Origin of the sequence: Methanofollis liminatans DSM 4140 (assembly GCF_000275865.1) — an archaeon.
Lineage (GTDB): Archaea > Halobacteriota > Methanomicrobia > Methanomicrobiales > Methanofollaceae > Methanofollis > Methanofollis liminatans.
This window is the reverse complement of record NZ_CM001555.1, coordinates 897,386-916,151: the sequence shown is the minus strand read 5'-3', so window position 1 is coordinate 916,151 and position 18,766 is coordinate 897,386. Positions and strand designations below refer to the sequence as shown.

The window sequence follows — 18,766 nt, the reverse complement described above, 5'->3', positions numbered from 1 at the left end:
TGGCGCAATAACTATGGTAATTCATGAAGGCGGTTCTGGGTCTTGAAGACGGCGAATTTATTGTGGGAGAAGGATTCGGTGCTGAAGGGTCCAGTTCCGGCGAACTGGTCTTTTCCACCCAGATGACCGGATACATGGAGGCGCTCACCGACCCCAGTTATGCGGGTCAGCTCCTCATGTTCACCTTCCCGCTTATCGGCAATTATGGCGTAGACGGACAGAATTTTCAGAGTCCAACGGTGCATGCCCTCGGTTGTGTTGCCCGGGAGGTGTGCACCACACCATCGGCAAATCCATCAATCATCGACTTTTTTGAGAAAAACGGGCTTTTGGGGATATCGGGCGTCGACACCAGGAAGCTCACCATCAAGACACGAGAGCACGGGACGATGCGCGCGGCGCTTATCGTCGGCAGCGACGACGGCGAGGAAGCGGTGCGGATGGCCCGCGCCGTTCAGAACATCAGCGAGCAGGACCTGATCGCGCAGGTCTCGTGCAAGGAGTCCTACCGCATCCCCGGGAAGGGCAAGAGGATCGCCGTGATCGACCTCGGGATCAAGAAGAACATCGCGATCAGCCTGCGCAAGCGGGGTGCCGACCTGCACATCTTCCCGCACAACGCGAAGCCCTCTGAGATCGAGTCCTACGAACCCGAGGCGATATTCATCACCAACGGCCCGGGCGATCCCAAACGCGCCACCGACGCCATCGCTGCGGCAAAGCACTTCATCGGCAAACTGCCGGTCTTCGGGATCTGTATGGGCAACCAGATCTGCGCCCTCGCCCTCGACGGCGAGACCTATAAGATGAAGTTCGGCCACCGCGGCTCCAACCAGCCGGTGCGCCACACCGACGGTCAGATCTACATCACCACCCAGAACCACGGTTTTGCGGTGGACGGCGATTCCCTCCCCGAGGGCTGCACGGTCGCCTACACCAACGTGAACGACGGCAGCGTCGAGGGGTTCTGCAACGACGACCTCAACGTCCTCTGCGTCCAGTTCCATCCAGAGGCGCACGGCGGCCCGCACGACACCGAACGTCACATCTTCGACGAAATGTACAGGAGGATTGCCTGATGCCGAAAAACCCCCGTATCAAAAAGGCGCTGATCATCGGATCAGGCCCCATCCAGATCGGGCAGGCCGCCGAGTTCGACTTCTCGGGCTCGCAGGCCTGCCGCGCCCTGCGTGAAGAGGGCGTCGAGGTGGTGCTGGTCAACTCCAACCCCGCCACGATCCAGACCGATCCCGAGATGGCCGACCGGATCTATATCGAGCCCATCAACGCCGGGATCATCGCGAAGATCATCGAAAAAGAGCGTCCAGATGGTATCCTCTCGGGCATGGGAGGCCAGACCGGCCTGAACATGACCGCAGAACTCGCCGAGATGGGGGCGCTCAAGGACGTCGAGATCCTGGGCACACCCTTAGAAGCGATCTACCAGGGCGAGGACCGGGAGAAGTTCAAGGACCTGATGACCGCGATCGGCGAACCCGTCCCGAAGAGCATGATCCTCGAACATATCGAGGACCTGGACCGTGCCCTCGAACTGGTCGGGCTGCCCGCGATCATCCGCCCGGCATACACCCTCGGCGGGGCCGGCGGCGGGATCGCCCACACCCCCGAGGAGTTGAAACGCATCGTCGACGTGGGCCTCAACCGTTCGCGCATCCACCAGGTGCTCATCGAGGAGAGCGTCATGGGCTGGAAGGAGATCGAGTTCGAAGTGATGCGCGACGCCGCTGACACCTGCATCATCGTCTGCGGCATGGAGAACGTCGACCCGATGGGCGTCCACACCGGCGAGAGCGTCGTCGTCGCCCCGATCCTGACCCTGCGGGACGACGAGTTCCAGATGATGCGCTCGGCTGCGATCAAGATCATCAGGGCGCTCGACGTCCAGGGCGGCTGCAACATCCAGTTCGCCTTCAAGGACGGCGACTACCGCGTCATCGAGGTGAACCCCCGCGTCTCGCGCTCCTCGGCCCTCGCCTCGAAGGCGACCGGATACCCGATCGCACGGGTCGCCGCGAAGATCGCCATCGGCCTCCGTCTCGACGAGATCACAAACACGGTCACCGGCAAGACGCCGGCCTCCTTCGAGCCGGCGATCGACTACGTCGTCGTCAAGGTGCCGCGCTGGCCCTTCGACAAGTTCAAGACCGCCGACCGGACCCTGACGACTGCCATGAAGTCCACCGGCGAGGTGATGGCGATCGGCCGTAACCTTGAAGAGGCCTTCAAAAAGGCGCTCCGCTCCCTGGACAACGACCAGCGCGAGCACACCAACCTCAACGAGATCAGGATGATCCTGACAAGCCCGACCGACGAACGGTTCGGCTGCCTCTTCGACGCCTTCAGGCAGGGGATGACCGTCGAGGAGATCGCCGGGATGACGAAGATCACCCCCTTCTTCCTGGAGAAGATCCGGCACATCGTCGAGATCGAGAAGAAACTCAGGGAGAACTGCGAGGAGGGCGACATCAGGACGGCCAGGCGCTTCGGCTTCTCCACAACAGAGATCGCCGAACTCACCGGCCTTTCGGCGGATGAGGTCGACCGGCAGGGCGGGAAAGTGACCTACAAGATGGTCGACACCTGCGCCGCCGAGTTCCCGGCAAACACCCCCTATCTCTACTCCACCATGGAGGACGAGAACGAAGACGTGCACGACGGCCGCAGGAAGGTGCTCATCCTCGGTTCGGGCCCGATCAGGATCGGGCAGGGGATCGAGTTCGACTACTGCACCGTCCATGCGGTGAAGGCGGCGCGGGAAGAGGGCGTGCTCGTTCACATCGTCAACAACAACCCCGAAACCGTCTCCACCGACTTCGACACCTCGGACCTGCTCTTCTTCGAGCCGATGCAGCTCGAAGACGTCATGAACATCCTGAAAAACGACGAGTATTACGGCGTGATGGTCCAGTTCGGCGGGCAAAACTCGGTCAACCTCGCCATCCCGATCGAGAACGAGATCAGGCGGCTCGGACTTCCGACACGGGTCCTGGGGACGTCGCCCGACGCCATGGACGTCGCTGAGGACCGGGACCGCTTCAGCGTCCTCCTGGACAGGCTCCACATACCCTCGGCACCGAACAGTTCGGCCTACTCCGAGGACCAGGCCAGGGCCATCGCCGAGGAGATCGGCTACCCCGTGCTCGTCAGGCCCAGTTACGTCCTCGGCGGCAGGGCGATGGAGATCGTCCACGACCAGGTGGAACTGGAGGGATACATGAAGGAGGCGGTGAGGGTCTCGCGGCAGCACCCGGTGCTCATCGACCGGTTCCTCCAGGACGCCTACGAGCTCGACGTCGACGCCGTCTGCGACGGTGACGAGGTGCTCATCGGGGGTGTGATGGAGCACATCGAGGAGGCCGGCGTCCACTCCGGCGACTCGGCCTGCGTCATCCCCACCCAATCCCTCTCGCAGTCGGTCATCGACCGCGTGAAGGACTACACCCGGCAGATCGCCCTCGAGATGGGCGTGGTCGGGCTGATCAACATCCAGCTCGCGGTGAAAGACGACATCGTCTACGTGCTCGAAGCAAACCCGCGGGCGAGCCGCACTGTCCCCTTCGTCTCGAAGGCGACCGGCATCCCCCTCGCCAAGGTCGCCGCCAAGGTGATGATGGGACGCAAACTCTCCGAACTCGGCTACCAGGAGAAGACCTTGAAGCACGTCGCCGTCAAAGAGGTGCTCCTCCCCTTCAACAAACTGCCGGGCGTTGACACCGTCCTCGGCCCTGAGATGAAGAGCACCGGCGAGGTGATGGGCATCGACTACGACTTCGGGCGGGCCTATTACAAGGCATGCCTTGCGGCCGACAACGACCTCCCGCTCGAGGGCAGCGTCTTCATCTCGGTTCCTGACGAGCAGAAGGAAGCGATCGTCCCGATCGCACGGAAACTCAGCGATCTCGGCCTCGTCCTCTACGGCACCGGCGGCACGGCTGAGTGCCTCCTCCAGGCCGGCATCGACATGAAGATGGTCAGGAAGGTCCAGGAGGGATCCCCCAACGTCATCGACATGATGCGCAAAGGCGAGATCAGCCTGATCATCAACACGCCCTCGGACAAGCAGTCCAGGCAGGACCACTACCAGATCATGCGGGTCGCCGTGGACTACTCGGTGCCCTACATCACCACCCTCTCCGCGGCCGAGGCTGCGGCCGGAGCGATCGAGGTGATGAAGCACGAGGAGATCACCATCGAGCCCCTGAGCCACTACCACGCCGGGATCTGAGCCGGCAGTTCTTCGTTTTTTCTTCGATGCAGGGCCGAAATACCGGGGGCGCCGACCGGGGCGGTGAAACCGCCCCTTCGCCCTGCACCACCTTTTATGGTATGAATGCAATATCTGTACCGTCATACAGGAGGGCCGGTCGGACAAGGACCGCCGGATCCTCTCAATAACAGAGGGAGCATCACCCATGGGAAAAGGAAAAATTGTACTCGCCTACTCGGGCGGCCTTGACACCTCGATCTGCATCCCGCTCCTCAAGGAGCACTACGGTTACGACGAAGTGGTCACCGTCGTCGTCGACGTCGGTCAGCCCGCACACGAGATCGAAGAAGGGTCCAAAAAGGGCGAACGGCTTGCCGACCGCCATTACACGGTGGACGCGAAAGAAGCCTTCGTTCGGGAGCACATCTTCCGTGCGATCAAGGCGAACGGGAGTTACGAAGGGTACCCGATGGGCACTGCCCTCGCCCGCCCCCTGATCGCCGAGGAGATCGTTGCCGTCGCAAAGAAAGAGGGAGCGACGGCGATCGCCCACGGCTGCACCGGCAAGGGCAACGACCAGCTCCGCTTCGATTTCATCTTCCGTGCGAACGGTTTCGAGGTCGTCGCCCCGATCAGGGAGATGAACCTCGCCCGCGAGTGGGAGATCGAGTACGCCGAGCAGCACGGCGTCCCGGTCCCGGTGAAGAAAGAGAAGCCCTGGTCCATCGACGAGAATTTCTGGTCCCGGAGCATCGAGGGCGGAAAACTCGAGGATCCCGCATACCACCCACCCGAGGAGATCTATGCCTGGACCGTCTCCCCGCAGGACGCCCCGGCAGAGCCCGAGACCATCACGATCGGCTTCGAGCAGGGTGTGCCGGTCTCCCTCAACGGGAAGAGGATGGAAGGCGCCGACCTGATCCTGGAGCTCAACGCCATCGCCGGGCGCCACGGGGTCGGCAGGAACGATATGGTCGAGGACCGCATCCTGGGCCTCAAGGCCCGCGAGAACTACGAGCACCCGGCGGCGACGGTCATTCTCACCGCCCACCGCGACCTCGAGCGGCTGGTGCTCACCAGGGGAGAACTCTCCTTCAAGCATATCGTGGACGAGAAATGGTCAGAACTCGCCTACATGGGCCTGGTCCACGAACCTCTCTATGCCGCCCTCAACGCCTTCATCGACACCACGCAGGAGCGGGTCACCGGCTCGGTGGACTGCGTCCTCTTCAAGGGAAGTGTCCATGTTACCGGGCGGAGTTCGCCGATGGCCCTCTATTCGAGCGACCTCGTCTCCTTCGACTCCCACACCATCGACCAGTGCGATGCAGTGGGCGTCTCGAAGTACTTCGGCATGCAGGCCCGCCTGCTCAAGCAGATCAGAAAAGAATAACCTTTTTTTGCGGCGGAGTCACGGTGGAAGGGGGGAGAGTTTCCCGCTGCCCTGACATAACTCCCGCCTTCGCCTGTACTCCCCTGGCAGAACATGCGGAAAAGGCGGGTGATCGGCATGCCGGTGCCGGGGGGCCGGCTGCCCCCCGACCACCCTGGCACTTCCATCCATCATTTTTCATCCATCAGATGCTCTGCCCGACCGTTCTCTCATGTCCAGGGCAATCGTGTGCAGGGGTCCGGGGGTGCAACCCCCGGGCAGAGGCGAACTTCGCGGTTCATGAGATCACTTCTCTTCGCATCGAGATCATGAGGGCTCTGGAAAATCGAAGAGTCCCCTGCCGGGGGGCCTGCTGCCCCCCGGTCCCCCCGCACATGCGATTGGTGCGGGGACGGGCAAGCACGCCACCTGACCATCCATCATGTTCTATCGACAGATGCTCCGCCCTCCCCCTCCTCGCAGATCCAGGGGCAATCGTGTGCAGGAGTCCGGGGGTAAGAGCCCCCGGGCAGATGCTGGCGCTGTGTGAGCGTACGGAAAATCAAGCAAAAGCCTGCCGGGAGCCTGCCGCCCCCCGGTCCCCCCGCCGATTGCGATTGAGAGGGGACGGACCCGGGCAGATCTGAATCCCGGCCCCTGCCTTCAGGCGTTCGGCAGGAAGGACCTGATCCTCATGCGATAGCAGGCCTATCTGTTCAGCATGATGTCATGGATCTCTCCAGGACCCCGACCCGGGGCAAACTCCTCGAGTGAGGTCAACAAAATGGTCCCAGAACCCTAAAAAAGAGAGAAAGAAGAGATATTACAGGAGTCGATCGCCAGCCCCGGCCCCGGGCGCACACGAATACACATCGGTGATCGTGATCCTGATCAGCGACTTCGCCGGGTACTTATCGGACTTCGCCTTCACGTCCGCACGCATCTTCTCGTACTCGGGCCCGGCGGTGAGGATCTCGACGTCGCCCTTGATCTGGATGCACCCTTTCGTCTCAGGCCCCCAGATATAGATCGCTGCCCGCGGGTTCTCCTGCATATTCGCAAGGCTCTTGTTCATGTAGTTGTCTGCAACCCAGATCGTCCGGTCGTCGATGAGCCAGACCGATTTCATCGGGGCGACATTGGGAACGCCGTCCTTCGAGGCGGTCGCGAGCGGATAGACCGGGGCCTTTGCAAACATCTCTTTCATCTCAGGTGTCAGTTCTGCCATGGTGATCATCACAAAATACAACGCCCTGATAAAAAATACTGCCGGGCAGGAGGTAATTTTATGATGTTGTAATTACCTCATGCAGTCATGACCAACGTCGATCCCTATATCACCATGATTAAAGCGAAGATCGAAGAGCTGGATGCCGAGCTCAACGTGATCAAAGCAAAGGCAAAAGGCAGGGGTGCCGAGGCCGAGATCCAGCTCGACGAGATCGTGTCTGACTATGCCGGGAAACGGGATGAAATGGAGAGAAAGGTGAGAGCCCTGCAGGCATCAGGCGGGAGCGCCATGGAAGATATGAAAGAAGGGGCCGGGCGGGCGCTCGACGAACTCACTGCAGCGCTTGAAAAGGCGAAGTCACGGTTCTCCTGAGCCCTGTTCACCACCAGGGCGGAAAAAAGGCGAGGTTTCCCGGAGCAGAGCAGTCACCCTGAGGTCTGCCCCTCTCCTCAGGTTCACTGCCCCATCATGGGAATGCGGTCGCCCGCACCGGGTCCGGGCGTGCAGGAGAAGACTTCGGTGATCTCGACGACGATCAGGCTCTTTGCCGGGGCCTGCGACATCTTGGCCAGGACGATCTCCCGCATCTTCTGGAAGTCCTCGCCCTCGGTGACGATCGAGACGTCGCCTTTGATCTGGAAACACCCCTTCGTATCCGGCCCCCAGACATAGATCGCAACCTTCGGATTTTCCCTGAGGTTTGCGAGACTTTTTTTCATGAAATTGTCGGCGATCCAGATCGTATCGTCGCCCACGAGCATGCAGAACCCGATCGGAACGACATTCGGAATACCGTCCTTCGAAGCGGTGGCCACGGGAAATACCCTGACCGACGAAAAGGCGGCCTTCATTTCTTCTGTCAGTTTGACCATGGTGATCAGATACCTGTTGCATCCAGCAATATATACCTGCGCGTCGCAGGAACGGTGCCGGGGCAGACGAACGTGCCGGTACCCCCCTCACTCCTGACAGAGGGAAGGGGAAAGATAGAAAGGTATAAAGTATTCAGGGAGTGAGATTGGTATATGTGCGCCAGTTTTATGGACCGCTTTTTCAAACCGAAGCCATATATCGTGGAAAGTGTTCCCCCGCCATCAATCAGCCACGGCGCAGGGATGGTGATCCCCGAATATAAGGTGAAGCCGTACTTCATCGTTGCGTCGGTCGAGATGGGAAATACCACGACAAAGTGCATCCTCACCGGCACAAACCTGGAAACAGGCCACACCTATATCATCAACAAGACGGTGAAGATGAGCCGGGACGTAAGACCGCCAAAACCCGGCGAAGATGTCTTCGGTGCGACCCTCGACGGCACGCAGCTCACCAGGGAATCGGTCACCGAACTTGTCAGGGACACGCTGATCCAGTGCCACAAGGATGCGGGCCTCTCGATCCAGACCGATCTCGATTTCGTGGTCAGGAGCACCGGCGTCGTTGCCGCAATGGATTCTCCCGATCAGGTCGGCGATTTTGTCATCGCCCTTGCAAACGGCTGTCTTGCTGCCGGTGTGCCGCCAAAGAAGATGACGCCGCCCATGTCCAAGGAGAACCTCACGAAAAAACTCCAGGCCCATAGTTTCGCGGACAAAGTAGTCTTTGTCGGGGCGGTTGCGGGCGTTATCCCGCCGCTGGGAAGTTCGGGCGTGGAGATGGTCGCAAACGAGATGGAGGGGGAACTTGCGATGGCCGGGATCAAAGAAGGCGCAAAGGGCACCCCGGTGGACTTTCGCAATCCCTGCATCTCCATCGACTTCGGCACCACCCTTGACGGCAGGATCACCTCCGACGTCCCGGCCGGCGATCTAAACCCCTTCGCCAGGACAATCGGCAACTTCTGCGGTCTTGCCGGAGCAGTTCCCGACGCCATCGTCAGGGGGACCGGACAGGTCGAGGGGCGGACCGGCACGGCCCTGGACATGTTCGGCGACCAGAGCGTCACCGAGGGGCTTTCACGGATCGGCAGATCGGCGTCGATCGTCGAGAATTATGTCAGGCGTATCCACAGCCACATCGATATCCGCATCGTCCCACCTGACAGAGAGCGCTTCGGTCGTGTGCCGGTCAGTTCAAAAGTCGCCCACGATTCCGGCGTCGCCCTGATCGGCTGCGACGTCGGCGTGAACGGGAGCGAAACCGGAGAACTCAATACCATCGGTGCCGAAATATATCAGAAGTACGGCAGGGGCGTGCTTGTGGACGTGATTGACCATGTCTGCGCAGAGATGGCCCTCCGTCTCATAGATATAACATCCGACCAGGGCATGGTCCCTGAAAATTCGTCCATCGGTTTCACCGGGAGAGCGGCAATCTCAGGCCGCAAACCCCAGTATATCCTCGACGGGATTGCAGAGCGGGGCTATTACAAAGATACGCAGAACCATGTCGTCTTTGTGGACGATGGCCTCGCACGGGGTGCCGCCCTGATGGGGAGATGCATGAACTCCCTTGGAAAACCGAAAAATCCGCTGGGAGGCGTACGCGGCGGTCCGTGCATCATGGCCAGACGGATAAAAATTGGCAAGTGAGGAAGCATATGGCAGAAGAAGAAGAGTTATTTGATCTGGTGATCCCGCCGGGCGTGCCGAGAAGCGTCATCAGGGCCATCATCCAGAAATATGACGTAGAACTGGTGGAACGAAGCCAGCCGCTCTATTATGCAAATATGAGCGGCGACGTCCGGGATCTCCTCGCCTTCAGGGGCAAAAAAGAGGTGGTCCAGGAGGCCGAAAAAGAGATGCGCACCCTTGTCCTCGCGTTTATCGGCGAGGAATGACCTTTTTTTATCCAAAAAATATTAGTGGAGCAGCCGCACAAGAAGGGCTTTCTGGGCGTGGAGCCGATTCTCGGCCTGGTCCCAGACGACACTCTGCGGCCCTTCGATCACTTCGTCGGTGATCTCCTCGCCGCGGTGTGCAGGGAGACAGTGCATCACAATGGCGTCGGGCTCGGCACGGTTCACGATCTCGGCGGCGATGGTATAGCCCTGGAAGGCGCGCAGCCGCGCCTCACGCTCGGCTTCGTTGCCCATCGAAACCCAGACGTCGGTATAGATGGCATGTGCCCCCTCGGCTGCTTCTTCGGCCGTTTTGCAGAAGGTCAGACGGGCCCCGTGGGAGAGAGCCTCCTCGACGATCCACTGCGGGGGCTGATAGCCTGGCGGGCAGGCAACACGCAGGTCAAGGCCGGTGTGAGCCGAGGCCATCAGGAGGGAGTTGCAGACATTGTTCCCGTCCCCGATCCAGGCGAGCCGTACATCCTTCAGGGATGAGAAATGCTCCTTCAGGGTCATGAGGTCGGCGAGCACCTGGCAGGGATGGGCGATATCTGAGAGCCCGTTGATCACCGGTACAGATGCGTATCTCGCGAATTCCTCGATGGTCGTGTGTTTGTACGCCCTGATCATCACCGCCGAGACATAGCGGGAGAGCACCCGCGCCGTGTCCCGTGCCAGTTCGCCGCGGCCGATCTGCAGATCGGTGGGGTTGAGAAAGAGGGCATGGCCCCCGAGGTCGTGCATGCCCGCCTCAAAGGAGACACGGGTCCGGGTGGAGGCCTTCTCGAAGATCATGCCGAGGCTTTTGCCCTGCAGAAGGGCATGAGAACGCCCTTCCCTGCGCAGGGCCTTGAGCCGTTCGGCCTCGGCAAGAAGCGCCTCAAGTTCACCTGCATCTACATCCAGAAGTGTAAGAAAATCCTTCTTCATCGTATTTCCTTCATATGTTTGATCCGTTTGTCAAGGAGGGCAGGTTTGCCGATGTCGTGCCGGTACCATACGCCTCCTCTCACCGATGCTGCCGCCCGCTCGGCAGTCTCCTCGGCCTCTGCAAGGGAGTCGCCAAGCCCGACAAACGCCATCGTTCTTGACTGAAGGGTCACCATCCGGCCGTCCTTCTCCCCGACATTCGCATAGTAGAGGATGGCGTCGCCATAGTCCCCGACGGCGATCGGCGCCCCTGACACCGGGGCATCTGGATACCCTTCGGGAACGAGATATTTGCAGACCGTCGCTTTCGGCGCAAAATGCACATGGGCACCGGAGAGGCTGCCCTCGACGATCCTGCAGAGAATTGCGGCGAAATCGCTTTCCAGAAGCGAAAGAACGTTCATCGCCTCGGGATCGCCGAACCGGGAGTTGAACTCCACAACCTTCGGGCCGTCCCGCGTATTCATGAACTGACCGTACAGAATCCCACGGTAGGGCTGCCCCTCGGCGGCCATCGCCGCCACCGTTCTCCGCATGATCTCAAGTGCTGCCTCGTAATCGGCATGCGTGACAAACGGGAGGAGATGATCTTCAAGGGAGTAGGTGCCCATGCCGCCGGTGTTCGGGCCGGTGTCACCCTCAAAGGCGCGTTTGTGGTCCTGGACCAGGGGCATCGGCACCAGATGGTTGCCGTCGACAAAGGCCTGGAGGGTGAACTCCTCGCCGATGAGCCGTTCCTCAAGAACGACGCCACCGTCAAGGGTCCGGGCATACGCCTTCGCCCCTTCCCGGTCGACCTGCTCGCCCATGATCCTGACGCCCTTGCCGCCGGTGAGCCCGATCGGTTTTACGGCGAGGTCGCCGTCATAGGCGTCGATATACTCGCAGGCGGCAGCGGTGTCATGAAATACCCGGTAATGCGGGCGACCGGGAATCCCATGCCGTTCCATCATATCCCTGCAGAACGCCTTGTCGGTCTCGAGGCGTGCGGCCAGACGGGTGGGGCCGACACAGGGGATGCCCTGCTGCTGGAGGGTATCGGCGATACCCGCCTCAAGGGGCGCCTCCGGGCCGATGATCGCGCAGTCCACGCCACATTCACGGGCAAAATCAGCGACTTTTTCGACACGGGTCTCTTTTTCTATGAGGTGACGCCTCGAAAGGGCGGCAATACCCGGGTTTTTTCTGGCCATTACCGAAAAAATCGTGGCTTCACTGTTGCAGGAGAGGGCACGGGCTATGGCGTGTTCCCTGCCTCCTCCGCCCACAACAAGGATCTTCATGTCCATAATTATATGCCTCTCCTAAATAAATTGGTTACAGGTTCATTATCTCCGATACTGTCGCCAGAGGAATAAGGAAGAGCCCTTCACCTGCAAAAACCTCAGTCGCGCCGCTTTCACGGTCCACAACCACACCGACGGCGACGACCTCGGCCCCGGCGTCCCTGAGGACGCGGGCACCGTAGAGGGCCGAACCGCCTGAGGTCGTGACATCTTCGACGAGGAGAACCGCCTTTCCCTTTACGTCACCGATAATGACGCCACTTTTTCCATGGGCCTTCTCCTCCTTTCTGATGATCGCATAGGGTTTTCCCGCTGCGAGAGAGGTTGCGACCGCCAGGGGCACTGCCCCGACGGCAACGCCGGCCACCACATCGAAGGTAAACCGGCCTGCAAACTCCCTGCCAATCCGGCCGAGAAGGGCGGGATCCGTGATCGCCGTCTTGATATCCAGATAGTACGTGCTTCTTGCCCCTGAGGCAAGAACAAAGTCCCCGAACTCGATTGCCCCGTGGTCCTTGAGCAGTGATGCAATTGATGCTACCATGGTACGTCTTTCACTCCTGTAAAATATCCGATGATGTTCGCGGCACGGTGGAGAAGAGGGGTGATGATGATGATCCAGAGAAGGATCAGGAGGGTGAGGTTCTCGACAAGCCATCCGAACTGGAACACGGCTGCGAGTGCAAATGATCCGATCACCAGATCATACTGGTCGAAAATACGCCATTCTTCACCGCGGCCCATGCCGAGCCGCCGCTTGAAAAAGCTCTTCGCCATGTCGCCAAGAAGCGCTCCTGCCGAGAAGAGAACAACAGAAACGACGGTATGCTCGGGAAGAAACGCAAACCCAAGGGCGCTCTGTACCCAGATCTGGAGAAGTCCGACGGCGATCCCGGCGGCAACGCCGGCGAAAAAACCCCGGAACGTCTTTCCGTCACCCAGAACCCTCCGACCGTCCCTCCAGTTCTTCCCGAAATCAACGGGAGTGCCTCCGCCACATGCCGCAGCCACAGGGTTTGGCACATACGCCGGCATCATGATCCAGAACGCCGCAATCAGGGCAGAGAACACCGAGACGATACTAATAATACTAATCCCCTCTATTCCTACTTAAGTTTAAATTTCAGACAGGCAAACACTGTGATAATCTGCAACAAGTCAGGTACCAATATATGAAACGCTATTGTATAGAGATGCCGGTGGATGAGATATGCTTCTGAAAAAAACCCGGAGCCTTTGCCCCATCTGTAGAAATGTTCTCGATGCCGAGATATTTGAAGAGGATGGGAAAGTATGGATCAGACGTACCTGTCCGGAGCATGGGGAAGCAAAAAATCTGTACTGGTCAGATGCAGAGATGTACAGACGGTTTGAAACCTTCGAGAGGATCGGTACCGGCGTTGCAAACCCACAGCGGGATGCAACCGCTGCTGCCTGCCCGACGGCATGCGGCCTCTGTTCAAACCACCGTTCAGGAACGCTTCTCGCAAACATCGACCTGACAAACCGCTGCAACCTTAACTGCTCCTTCTGCTTTGCCAATGCCCGGGCCTGCGGCTTTGTCTATGAACCGTCGTTCGATCAGATCGTCGAGATGATGACGATGCTCAGGAACGAAAAACCTGTCCCGCCACCGGCCGTCCAGTTTTCAGGCGGCGAGCCCACGATGCGCGACGACCTCGTCGAAATCATCAAAAAGGCAAAGGAACTGGGTTTCTCCCAGGTGCAGGTCGCGACCAACGGGATCAAAATCGCAAAAGATCCCCAATATGTCCAGAACCTGAAGGATGCCGGATTGAGCACCATCTATCTCCACTTCGACGGCGTGACAGAGGAGACGAATCCCATCCTCCGGACAAGCCTGAAGGCGGTGGAATACTGTGAGAAAAACGGCATGGGCGTGGTGCTCGTCCCGACGGTGATCAACGGCCAGAACGACCACGAGGTCGGTGCCATCCTGAAATATGCGGCCGAGCATATCAAGGTCGTACGGGGCGTCAATTTCCAGCCCGTCGCATTCACCGGCGCCGCTTCAGAGGAGAACATCAAACAGGAGCGGGTGACCATCCCTGATCTTGCCGATCGGATCGAAGAGCAGACCGACGGGATCATCAAGAAAGATTATTTCTACCCGGTCCCCTGTGTGATGCCCATCTCAGACCTCGTTGAGGCCTATACCGGCAAACCGGTCGTCAGGTTCACCACCCACCAGCACTGCGGTGCGGCGACCTACGTCTTTGTCACCGAAGAGGGGCTGGTGCCCATCAACGAGATGGTCGACGTCGACGGTTTCTTCGACGCCATCGGGAAAATGACCGATACGATGAAAAACGGCGGCACCATCAACAAATACCGGGCCCTGCTCGAAGGCGTGAAGGACATGGGCCTCTCCGCAGCGAAGGGAGAGCATGCAAACGGGAGCCAGTTCTATAAACTCCTCGGAAAAACGCTTATATCCCAGAACTTCGATGCGCTGAGAGATTTCCACTGGAACGCCCTGTTCATCGGCACGATGCACTTCATGGACAACTACAACTACGATCTCTCCCGCGTGCAGCGCTGCTGTATTCACTATGCCACCCCAGACGGGCGGATCATCCCCTTCTGCACCTATAACTCAGGCCCGGTCTACCGCGAACAGGTCTGGAAGAAGTTCGCGCGGGACCGGGTACAAAAGGAGTGAGTCAGGGGAAGGGGAGATCTATATACGCTCCTCGTCCCATGACGAGGGAGGCGATGGCGAGGTCCTGGATCGCAAGGCCCGTCGAGTCAAAGATGGTAATCTCATCCTGGCTCTCCCTTTTTTTTCTGCCGCAGACCACGTCGCCGAGCGTGCCTGCGATCTGATCAGCCCTGAAGAGTCCCTGTGAGAACGGAACATTGATCTCACCAGAATGAAGCGCCTGCTCGGGATCGTCAACAAAAACACGGCCTCGCGCCAGGAGAGCAGGGTCGAGCTCCTCTTTTCCCGGGGCATCGGCGCCGATGGCGTTGATATGCGTTCCCTTCTGCACCCACTCAGACCTGATCAGAGGCGTCCTGGAGGGTGTCGTCGTCACGATCACGTCGGCGTTGCAGGCAGACTCGACCGATCCTGCCACGCATCCGATCTCCCCGAACTGCCCGCAGAACTCCACGGCGTTCTCTGCTGTGCGGCTCCAGACCAGGATCTCCTCGATCTCCAGCACGTCGGCGATGGCGTTCACCTGGGCAATTGCCTGCCGACCGCTGCCGACCACACCGAGGGCGATACGCTTTTTGCGTGAGAGATACTGTGCGGCGACGGCCCCGGCGGCCCCGGTCCGAAGATCGGTGAGTTCGGTCGCATTCAGGACAGCCCGGGGCATCCCGGTGTCTATATCAAGGATTATAGTGAGGGCCATCACCGTCGGCAACCCGGACCGGGGGTTTTCCGGGTGAACATTCACGATCTTCACACCAGCGATCCCCATCGACGGGAGATATGCGGGCATGGTCCGAAAGTCCCCCTTCGGAAAGGTCACATACACCTTCGGCGGCATCTGGACCAGACCTTCCCCGTACTCCCTGAACGCCGCTTCGACCGCACGGTTGACCTCGTGGGGAGAGGGGAGACCGGTCTTTCCGGGATAATAGCGCATGTGCGGATCATCGGCCCGCGAGAATAAAACCATTATGACCGGCTTATACTGCCCGACACCCTGATTCGGGGAGAACGAGTATCTACGGAATGCTTATCTGGAGTGAGACCTTCTAAGAGGTACGGGGGACGTATAGTGCCATATATCTACTATGCACGGAGCCTTGCCGGTGCATATCCAGCATTCCTCGCCCATCTGGTAAAAGACCTTACCGGAATCGGAGCATCATTCGCAGAGGACGGATCGCCAGAACGGGGCTCCCTGCTGATCAGCCACAACGGGGAGTCCGGCATCCTGAGAGTCGTGCGTCTGGGTGCGGATATCGAGGTCACCTACGCACCTGAAGGCAGGAATACGTCTGCAAAAAAGAGCACCTTATGCCTGCTCATCGATGAAAAAGTGGGCGATATCGATGCGGAGATGAAAGCGATTCTGGAGGAGGGGGAGGTGCTGCCCGCCACAGGAACGGGAGGACCGGACGACGAGGACCAGATCAGGCAGAGCCTCGAGGAGATGTACCAGGAACTCTTAACGGTGCGTGAGGAGATCAACCATCTCAGAGAAGAGGAACGGGATGTTTCCCGACCAGAACGGCGGGCGAAAAGGGCGCACCAGCTCTATGAAGAGGCGGTTTTCGAGCTGGAAAAGAGACATACTCCGGTTGCACGGGCGAAGGCCAGGGCGATGCAGATCATGATCGAGAAGGCCGAGGCAAGTCTTGGCGAGATCGGGGAATGAGGCCTCAACCGATAGGTTCATCCCTGTTCCCCCCTGACCTCTGGTAGTACACAGGCGACCAGAGACCACAGGGATGAGAGCATGATACGGATCGTACCCAAACCGACCGACACACCGGGCGACAACTCCACCGGCGCCGTGATCAGAGAACTCCGGCGCGAAGGCGTAGCATTCAGCCTCCTTGATCTTGACACCATCGACCCTCTGGCTTCACCGATCACCGGGGACACCATATGGGTCTGCGGCATGAAACAGGACATCCACCAGTTCGAGTGCCTGGACGTCCTTTCCATGGAGAACAACGTCGTCAACTCCCCTGATGCCATCGCCACCTGCGCAAGCAAGGTGAAGACGACCGCCCTGCTCCTCAAGTCAGGAATACCCTCGCCAGAGACCCTGTTCACGGCATCACGCCCTCTTGCCGAGGAGTTCCTTGCACGCCACGGGGGCGTGGTGTCAAAACCCGTGTACGGCTATGACGGGATCGATGTCAGGATGGTCTCATCACCCGGGGATCTCCGCGAAGCCCCCTATTATCTCCAGGAATATGTGGAGAACGACCGGGACTACCGCGTCTTTGTCATCGAGGGCCGGGCTGTCGGGGCGATCTGCAGGAGGTCGCCGCACCTCACCCATAACATCCACCAGGGAGGGATCGGAACGCCGGTGGAGATCGACCCTGCCATGCAGGAGATTGCAGCCGGAGCCGCCGAGGCGGTCGGTGCCGACTACTGCGGCGTCGACCTCCTCCCGCTCAACGGAGGATACACGGTCCTCGAAGTGAACGGGACGCCGAACTGGCACTGCATGGCGGCGCCGATCCCCAGTCTGATGGCGCGCTATCTCATCGGAAAAGAGCAGGAGTCCAGAAGATAATTTTTTGCGGCGATAAAGAGCAGGGGTCTGCCCCTCTCACTCCATATCTCGTTCGATCTCTTTCACCGTTCTTTCCGCAAGTTCCTTCATGCGGGCAGATATCCGGGCAGATCCCGTAAATTCAATATCCTTCATGGCATTGGCAAGCTCCTGTCCAAGCACAAAAATGGCGTGCTTATGCTCGAGTTTGCTCTTGTGGATCTGTGAAGGGTTGATTTTGAGTGCGTAATACTGCGGGAACTTCAGATCCGGATTTATCATCTCAAAATAATCCTTGATCTCAACAAGGATCTGATGCAACGTAATCAATTCTTCCTTATGCATGTCCAGACCGGGAAAGATAAATAGGAAATTTTATTATATATAGATTTCCTCAACGATCGCTTTTTCGTATTTTCATGAGCCTCAGGGACAGCGGCCGCTTGACGATATTGCGAAATTCCGGAGCGGCAACGAACTCAAGCCCGCGGGACAGAAAAGCATCGATCAGTTTCTGATCGACCGGACGGTCAAGAATAATCCCCGAAACATCGGCGTCGATCTTTTCGAGGGCCTGCTCGACGTCGCCGGCCCTGACCTCGCCGACAAGGGCATAATCAGAGGTGAGGAAGCGTGCGACACTCTGCCCCTCGACGCCCCGGATCTGCTGCTCGAGCGTCATCGAGCCATCAACAGCAGGCGTTTGGGGCACGCTCTCCTCGATCGCCCCGTTCGTTTCGCTGACAATCACCTGACTTTCCTGCACCGGCATCTCAGGTTCAGGGGCAGGACTGTCTTTGCCCTCAGCGATCTGCTCCTTGAGATATTCCACCGGCACCTTGTTCCGCAGGGACTTGATGATCTCTTTCCTGGTGATCTCTTCGACGCTCTTACCGCGGGGGCAGAACGCCACATAATCAATGTCCGCGACCTGCAGGAGTTCCCTGAGGATCAGGTCGCCGCCCCGGTCGCCGTCAAGAAAGGCGGTCGCCGTCTTTATTTCGGAGAGTTTGGTGATCACGGCGGGCACCTTTGTCCCCTCGACCGCAACGGCGTTTTTAATGCCGTAGCGGAGAAGGTTGATCACGTCGGCCCGCCCTTCGACGATGATGATCGCGTCCGAGTCAAGGACGTTCGGACCGGCAGGAACCCGCTCGTCACCCAGAACACCGATTTTTTCGATACGCATCGACTCCCTGACATCGTCGAGGAGTTCGGTGGAGTCGATGGACGCCTCGTCAAAATGGTTGAGCAGCAGCTCCTTTGCACGGTCCACAATCTTTTTTCGTTTGGTGACCCTGATGTCCTCGATCCGCTCGACCGATGCATGTGCGATGCACGGCCCGACACGGTCGATCGTCTCCAGAGAGGCCGCAAGAATTGCAGTCTCCGCTCTGTCAAGGGATGAAGATATCAGTATCTCGCCGCGCGTCTCTCCTTTTTTGCTCGTTATGTGGACGTCTATACGCCCAATCCGCCCGGTCCGCTGGAGATCGCGCAGGTCGAGGTCTTCGCCGAGCAACCCTTCAGTCTGGCCAAATATAGCGCCGACTACATCAGGTTTCTCGACCACCCCCTCTGCATGAAGATTGATGTGAATGAGATACTTGGTCGTATCTGATGAATACATAATAAGCCTCCAGGATATGTCATATCAGTAATACTATGACAGCCCATAGATAACAATAGTAGATATATTCCCCAAGTACTTATACATGCACCCCACGGGA

18 protein-coding genes are annotated in these 18,766 nt (G+C 59.0%); 9 read left to right on the top strand and 9 right to left on the bottom strand.

Annotated features, from left to right (window positions below):
- The first annotated feature begins 23 nt into the window (after positions 1-23).
- From carA to METLI_RS04605, 3 genes are all read left to right on the top strand, one after another.
- Positions 24-1,079, top strand: a complete 1,056-nt coding sequence (carA, locus tag METLI_RS04615) for a glutamine-hydrolyzing carbamoyl-phosphate synthase small subunit (RefSeq protein WP_004038407.1) — start codon at positions 24-26, stop codon at positions 1,077-1,079.
- Positions 1,079-4,246 (top strand): carbamoyl-phosphate synthase large subunit, encoded by a 3,168-nt coding sequence (gene carB, locus METLI_RS04610; RefSeq protein WP_004038405.1) that lies wholly within the window; start codon positions 1,079-1,081, stop codon positions 4,244-4,246. The genes carA and carB overlap by 1 nt, the downstream gene beginning before the upstream one ends.
- A gap of 187 nt (positions 4,247-4,433) precedes the next feature.
- Positions 4,434-5,621 (top strand): argininosuccinate synthase, encoded by a 1,188-nt coding sequence (locus tag METLI_RS04605; RefSeq protein ID WP_004038403.1) that lies wholly within the window; start codon positions 4,434-4,436, stop codon positions 5,619-5,621.
- Between the two features lie 802 nt (positions 5,622-6,423).
- Here the strand turns inward: METLI_RS04605 and METLI_RS04600 are convergent.
- Positions 6,424-6,828: a pyridoxamine 5'-phosphate oxidase family protein gene (locus METLI_RS04600; protein ID WP_048104066.1), complete on the bottom strand. Its 405-nt coding sequence runs from the start codon at positions 6,826-6,828 to the stop codon at positions 6,424-6,426.
- Positions 6,829-6,915: 87 nt separating this feature from the next.
- On the opposite strand from METLI_RS04600, the gene METLI_RS04595 reads away from it, so the two are divergent.
- Positions 6,916-7,203, top strand: coding sequence for a sll1863 family stress response protein (locus METLI_RS04595; RefSeq protein ID WP_004038396.1), 288 nt, complete (start codon positions 6,916-6,918; stop codon positions 7,201-7,203).
- An 83-nt stretch (positions 7,204-7,286) separates the two neighbouring features.
- Here the strand turns inward: METLI_RS04595 and METLI_RS04590 are convergent, their stop codons facing one another.
- Complete coding sequence (locus tag METLI_RS04590; protein WP_004038394.1) at positions 7,287-7,703, bottom strand: pyridoxamine 5'-phosphate oxidase family protein; 417 nt, start codon at positions 7,701-7,703, stop codon at positions 7,287-7,289.
- Between the two features lie 153 nt (positions 7,704-7,856).
- Between METLI_RS04590 and METLI_RS04585 the strand changes: the two genes are divergently transcribed.
- Entirely contained in the window at positions 7,857-9,359 is a 1,503-nt protein-coding gene (locus tag METLI_RS04585) for a methanogenesis marker 14 protein (protein WP_004038393.1), read from the top strand.
- Between the two features lie 8 nt (positions 9,360-9,367).
- On the top strand, positions 9,368-9,607 hold the full coding sequence (locus METLI_RS04580; RefSeq protein ID WP_004038392.1) for a hypothetical protein: 240 nt from the start codon (positions 9,368-9,370) through the stop codon (positions 9,605-9,607).
- A 21-nt stretch (positions 9,608-9,628) separates the two neighbouring features.
- Here METLI_RS04580 and argF read toward each other — a convergent pair whose 3' ends face one another.
- The 4 genes from argF to METLI_RS04560 are packed head-to-tail and all read right to left on the bottom strand — an operon-like array spanning position 9,629 to position 12,861.
- A complete protein-coding gene (gene argF, locus METLI_RS04575) occupies positions 9,629-10,537 on the bottom strand; it encodes an ornithine carbamoyltransferase (RefSeq protein WP_004038391.1) in 909 nt (302 codons plus the stop codon).
- A complete protein-coding gene (gene purD, locus METLI_RS04570; protein ID WP_004038390.1) occupies positions 10,534-11,826 on the bottom strand; it encodes a phosphoribosylamine--glycine ligase in 1,293 nt (430 codons plus the stop codon). Before purD ends, argF begins: the two co-directional genes overlap by 4 nt.
- Positions 11,827-11,854: 28 nt before the next feature.
- Positions 11,855-12,367 (bottom strand): orotate phosphoribosyltransferase, encoded by a 513-nt coding sequence (gene pyrE / locus METLI_RS04565; RefSeq protein ID WP_004038389.1) that lies wholly within the window; start codon positions 12,365-12,367, stop codon positions 11,855-11,857.
- Positions 12,361-12,861: a CDP-2,3-bis-(O-geranylgeranyl)-sn-glycerol synthase gene (locus METLI_RS04560; RefSeq protein WP_048104064.1), complete on the bottom strand. Its 501-nt coding sequence runs from the start codon at positions 12,859-12,861 to the stop codon at positions 12,361-12,363. The genes pyrE and METLI_RS04560 overlap by 7 nt, the downstream gene beginning before the upstream one ends.
- Before the next feature lie 172 nt (positions 12,862-13,033).
- Here METLI_RS04560 and tes point away from each other — a divergent pair, with 172 nt between their 5' ends.
- The gene (tes, locus tag METLI_RS04555) at positions 13,034-14,506 is read left to right on the top strand and encodes a tetraether lipid synthase Tes (RefSeq protein ID WP_004038387.1); all 1,473 of its coding nucleotides are present in this window, start codon (positions 13,034-13,036) and stop codon (positions 14,504-14,506) included.
- Between the two features lies 1 nt (position 14,507).
- Here the strand turns inward: tes and METLI_RS04550 are convergent, their stop codons facing one another.
- Positions 14,508-15,443: an ornithine cyclodeaminase family protein gene (locus METLI_RS04550; protein WP_004038386.1), complete on the bottom strand. Its 936-nt coding sequence runs from the start codon at positions 15,441-15,443 to the stop codon at positions 14,508-14,510.
- Between the two features lie 135 nt (positions 15,444-15,578).
- On the opposite strand from METLI_RS04550, the gene METLI_RS04545 reads away from it, so the two are divergent.
- Together METLI_RS04545 and METLI_RS04540 are read left to right on the top strand one after the other, a co-directional pair.
- Entirely contained in the window at positions 15,579-16,181 is a 603-nt protein-coding gene (locus METLI_RS04545; protein ID WP_004038385.1) for a hypothetical protein, read from the top strand.
- A gap of 81 nt (positions 16,182-16,262) precedes the next feature.
- On the top strand, positions 16,263-17,057 hold the full coding sequence (locus METLI_RS04540) for an ATP-grasp domain-containing protein (protein WP_004038384.1): 795 nt from the start codon (positions 16,263-16,265) through the stop codon (positions 17,055-17,057).
- A gap of 36 nt (positions 17,058-17,093) precedes the next feature.
- On the opposite strand, the gene METLI_RS04535 is transcribed toward METLI_RS04540, so the two are convergent.
- Both METLI_RS04535 and dnaG read right to left on the bottom strand, forming a co-directional pair.
- Positions 17,094-17,381, bottom strand: coding sequence for a UPF0058 family protein (locus METLI_RS04535; RefSeq protein ID WP_004038383.1), 288 nt, complete (start codon positions 17,379-17,381; stop codon positions 17,094-17,096).
- 49 nt (positions 17,382-17,430) lie between these two features.
- Complete coding sequence (gene dnaG / locus METLI_RS04530) at positions 17,431-18,666, bottom strand: DNA primase DnaG (RefSeq protein ID WP_004038382.1); 1,236 nt, start codon at positions 18,664-18,666, stop codon at positions 17,431-17,433.
- Positions 18,667-18,766 lie beyond the last annotated feature (100 nt).

Excerpts from the sequence above, each read along its gene's own strand:
- METLI_RS04590 (WP_004038394.1), bottom strand. The coding sequence starts at position 7,703 with ATGGTCAAACTGACAGAAGAAATGAAGGCCGCCTTTTCGTCGGTCAGG.
- METLI_RS04550 (WP_004038386.1), bottom strand. The coding sequence starts at position 15,443 with ATGCGCTATTATCCCGGAAAGACCGGTCTCCCCTCTCCCCACGAGGTC.
- METLI_RS04595 (WP_004038396.1), top strand. The coding sequence starts at position 6,916 with ATGACCAACGTCGATCCCTATATCACCATGATTAAAGCGAAGATCGAA.
- carB (WP_004038405.1), top strand. The coding sequence starts at position 1,079 with ATGCCGAAAAACCCCCGTATCAAAAAGGCGCTGATCATCGGATCAGGC.
- carA (WP_004038407.1), top strand. The coding sequence starts at position 24 with ATGAAGGCGGTTCTGGGTCTTGAAGACGGCGAATTTATTGTGGGAGAA.
- METLI_RS04580 (WP_004038392.1), top strand. The coding sequence starts at position 9,368 with ATGGCAGAAGAAGAAGAGTTATTTGATCTGGTGATCCCGCCGGGCGTG.
- METLI_RS04560 (WP_048104064.1), bottom strand. The coding sequence starts at position 12,861 with ATGATGCCGGCGTATGTGCCAAACCCTGTGGCTGCGGCATGTGGCGGA.
- argF (WP_004038391.1), bottom strand. The coding sequence starts at position 10,537 with ATGAAGAAGGATTTTCTTACACTTCTGGATGTAGATGCAGGTGAACTT.
- METLI_RS04535 (WP_004038383.1), bottom strand. The coding sequence starts at position 17,381 with ATGCATAAGGAAGAATTGATTACGTTGCATCAGATCCTTGTTGAGATC.
- METLI_RS04585 (WP_004038393.1), top strand. The coding sequence starts at position 7,857 with ATGTGCGCCAGTTTTATGGACCGCTTTTTCAAACCGAAGCCATATATC.
- METLI_RS04540 (WP_004038384.1), top strand. The coding sequence starts at position 16,263 with ATGATACGGATCGTACCCAAACCGACCGACACACCGGGCGACAACTCC.
- dnaG (WP_004038382.1), bottom strand. The coding sequence starts at position 18,666 with ATGTATTCATCAGATACGACCAAGTATCTCATTCACATCAATCTTCAT.
- tes (WP_004038387.1), top strand. The coding sequence starts at position 13,034 with ATGCTTCTGAAAAAAACCCGGAGCCTTTGCCCCATCTGTAGAAATGTT.
- purD (WP_004038390.1), bottom strand. The coding sequence starts at position 11,826 with ATGGACATGAAGATCCTTGTTGTGGGCGGAGGAGGCAGGGAACACGCC.
- pyrE (WP_004038389.1), bottom strand. The coding sequence starts at position 12,367 with ATGGTAGCATCAATTGCATCACTGCTCAAGGACCACGGGGCAATCGAG.
- METLI_RS04605 (WP_004038403.1), top strand. The coding sequence starts at position 4,434 with ATGGGAAAAGGAAAAATTGTACTCGCCTACTCGGGCGGCCTTGACACC.
- METLI_RS04600 (WP_048104066.1), bottom strand. The coding sequence starts at position 6,828 with ATGGCAGAACTGACACCTGAGATGAAAGAGATGTTTGCAAAGGCCCCG.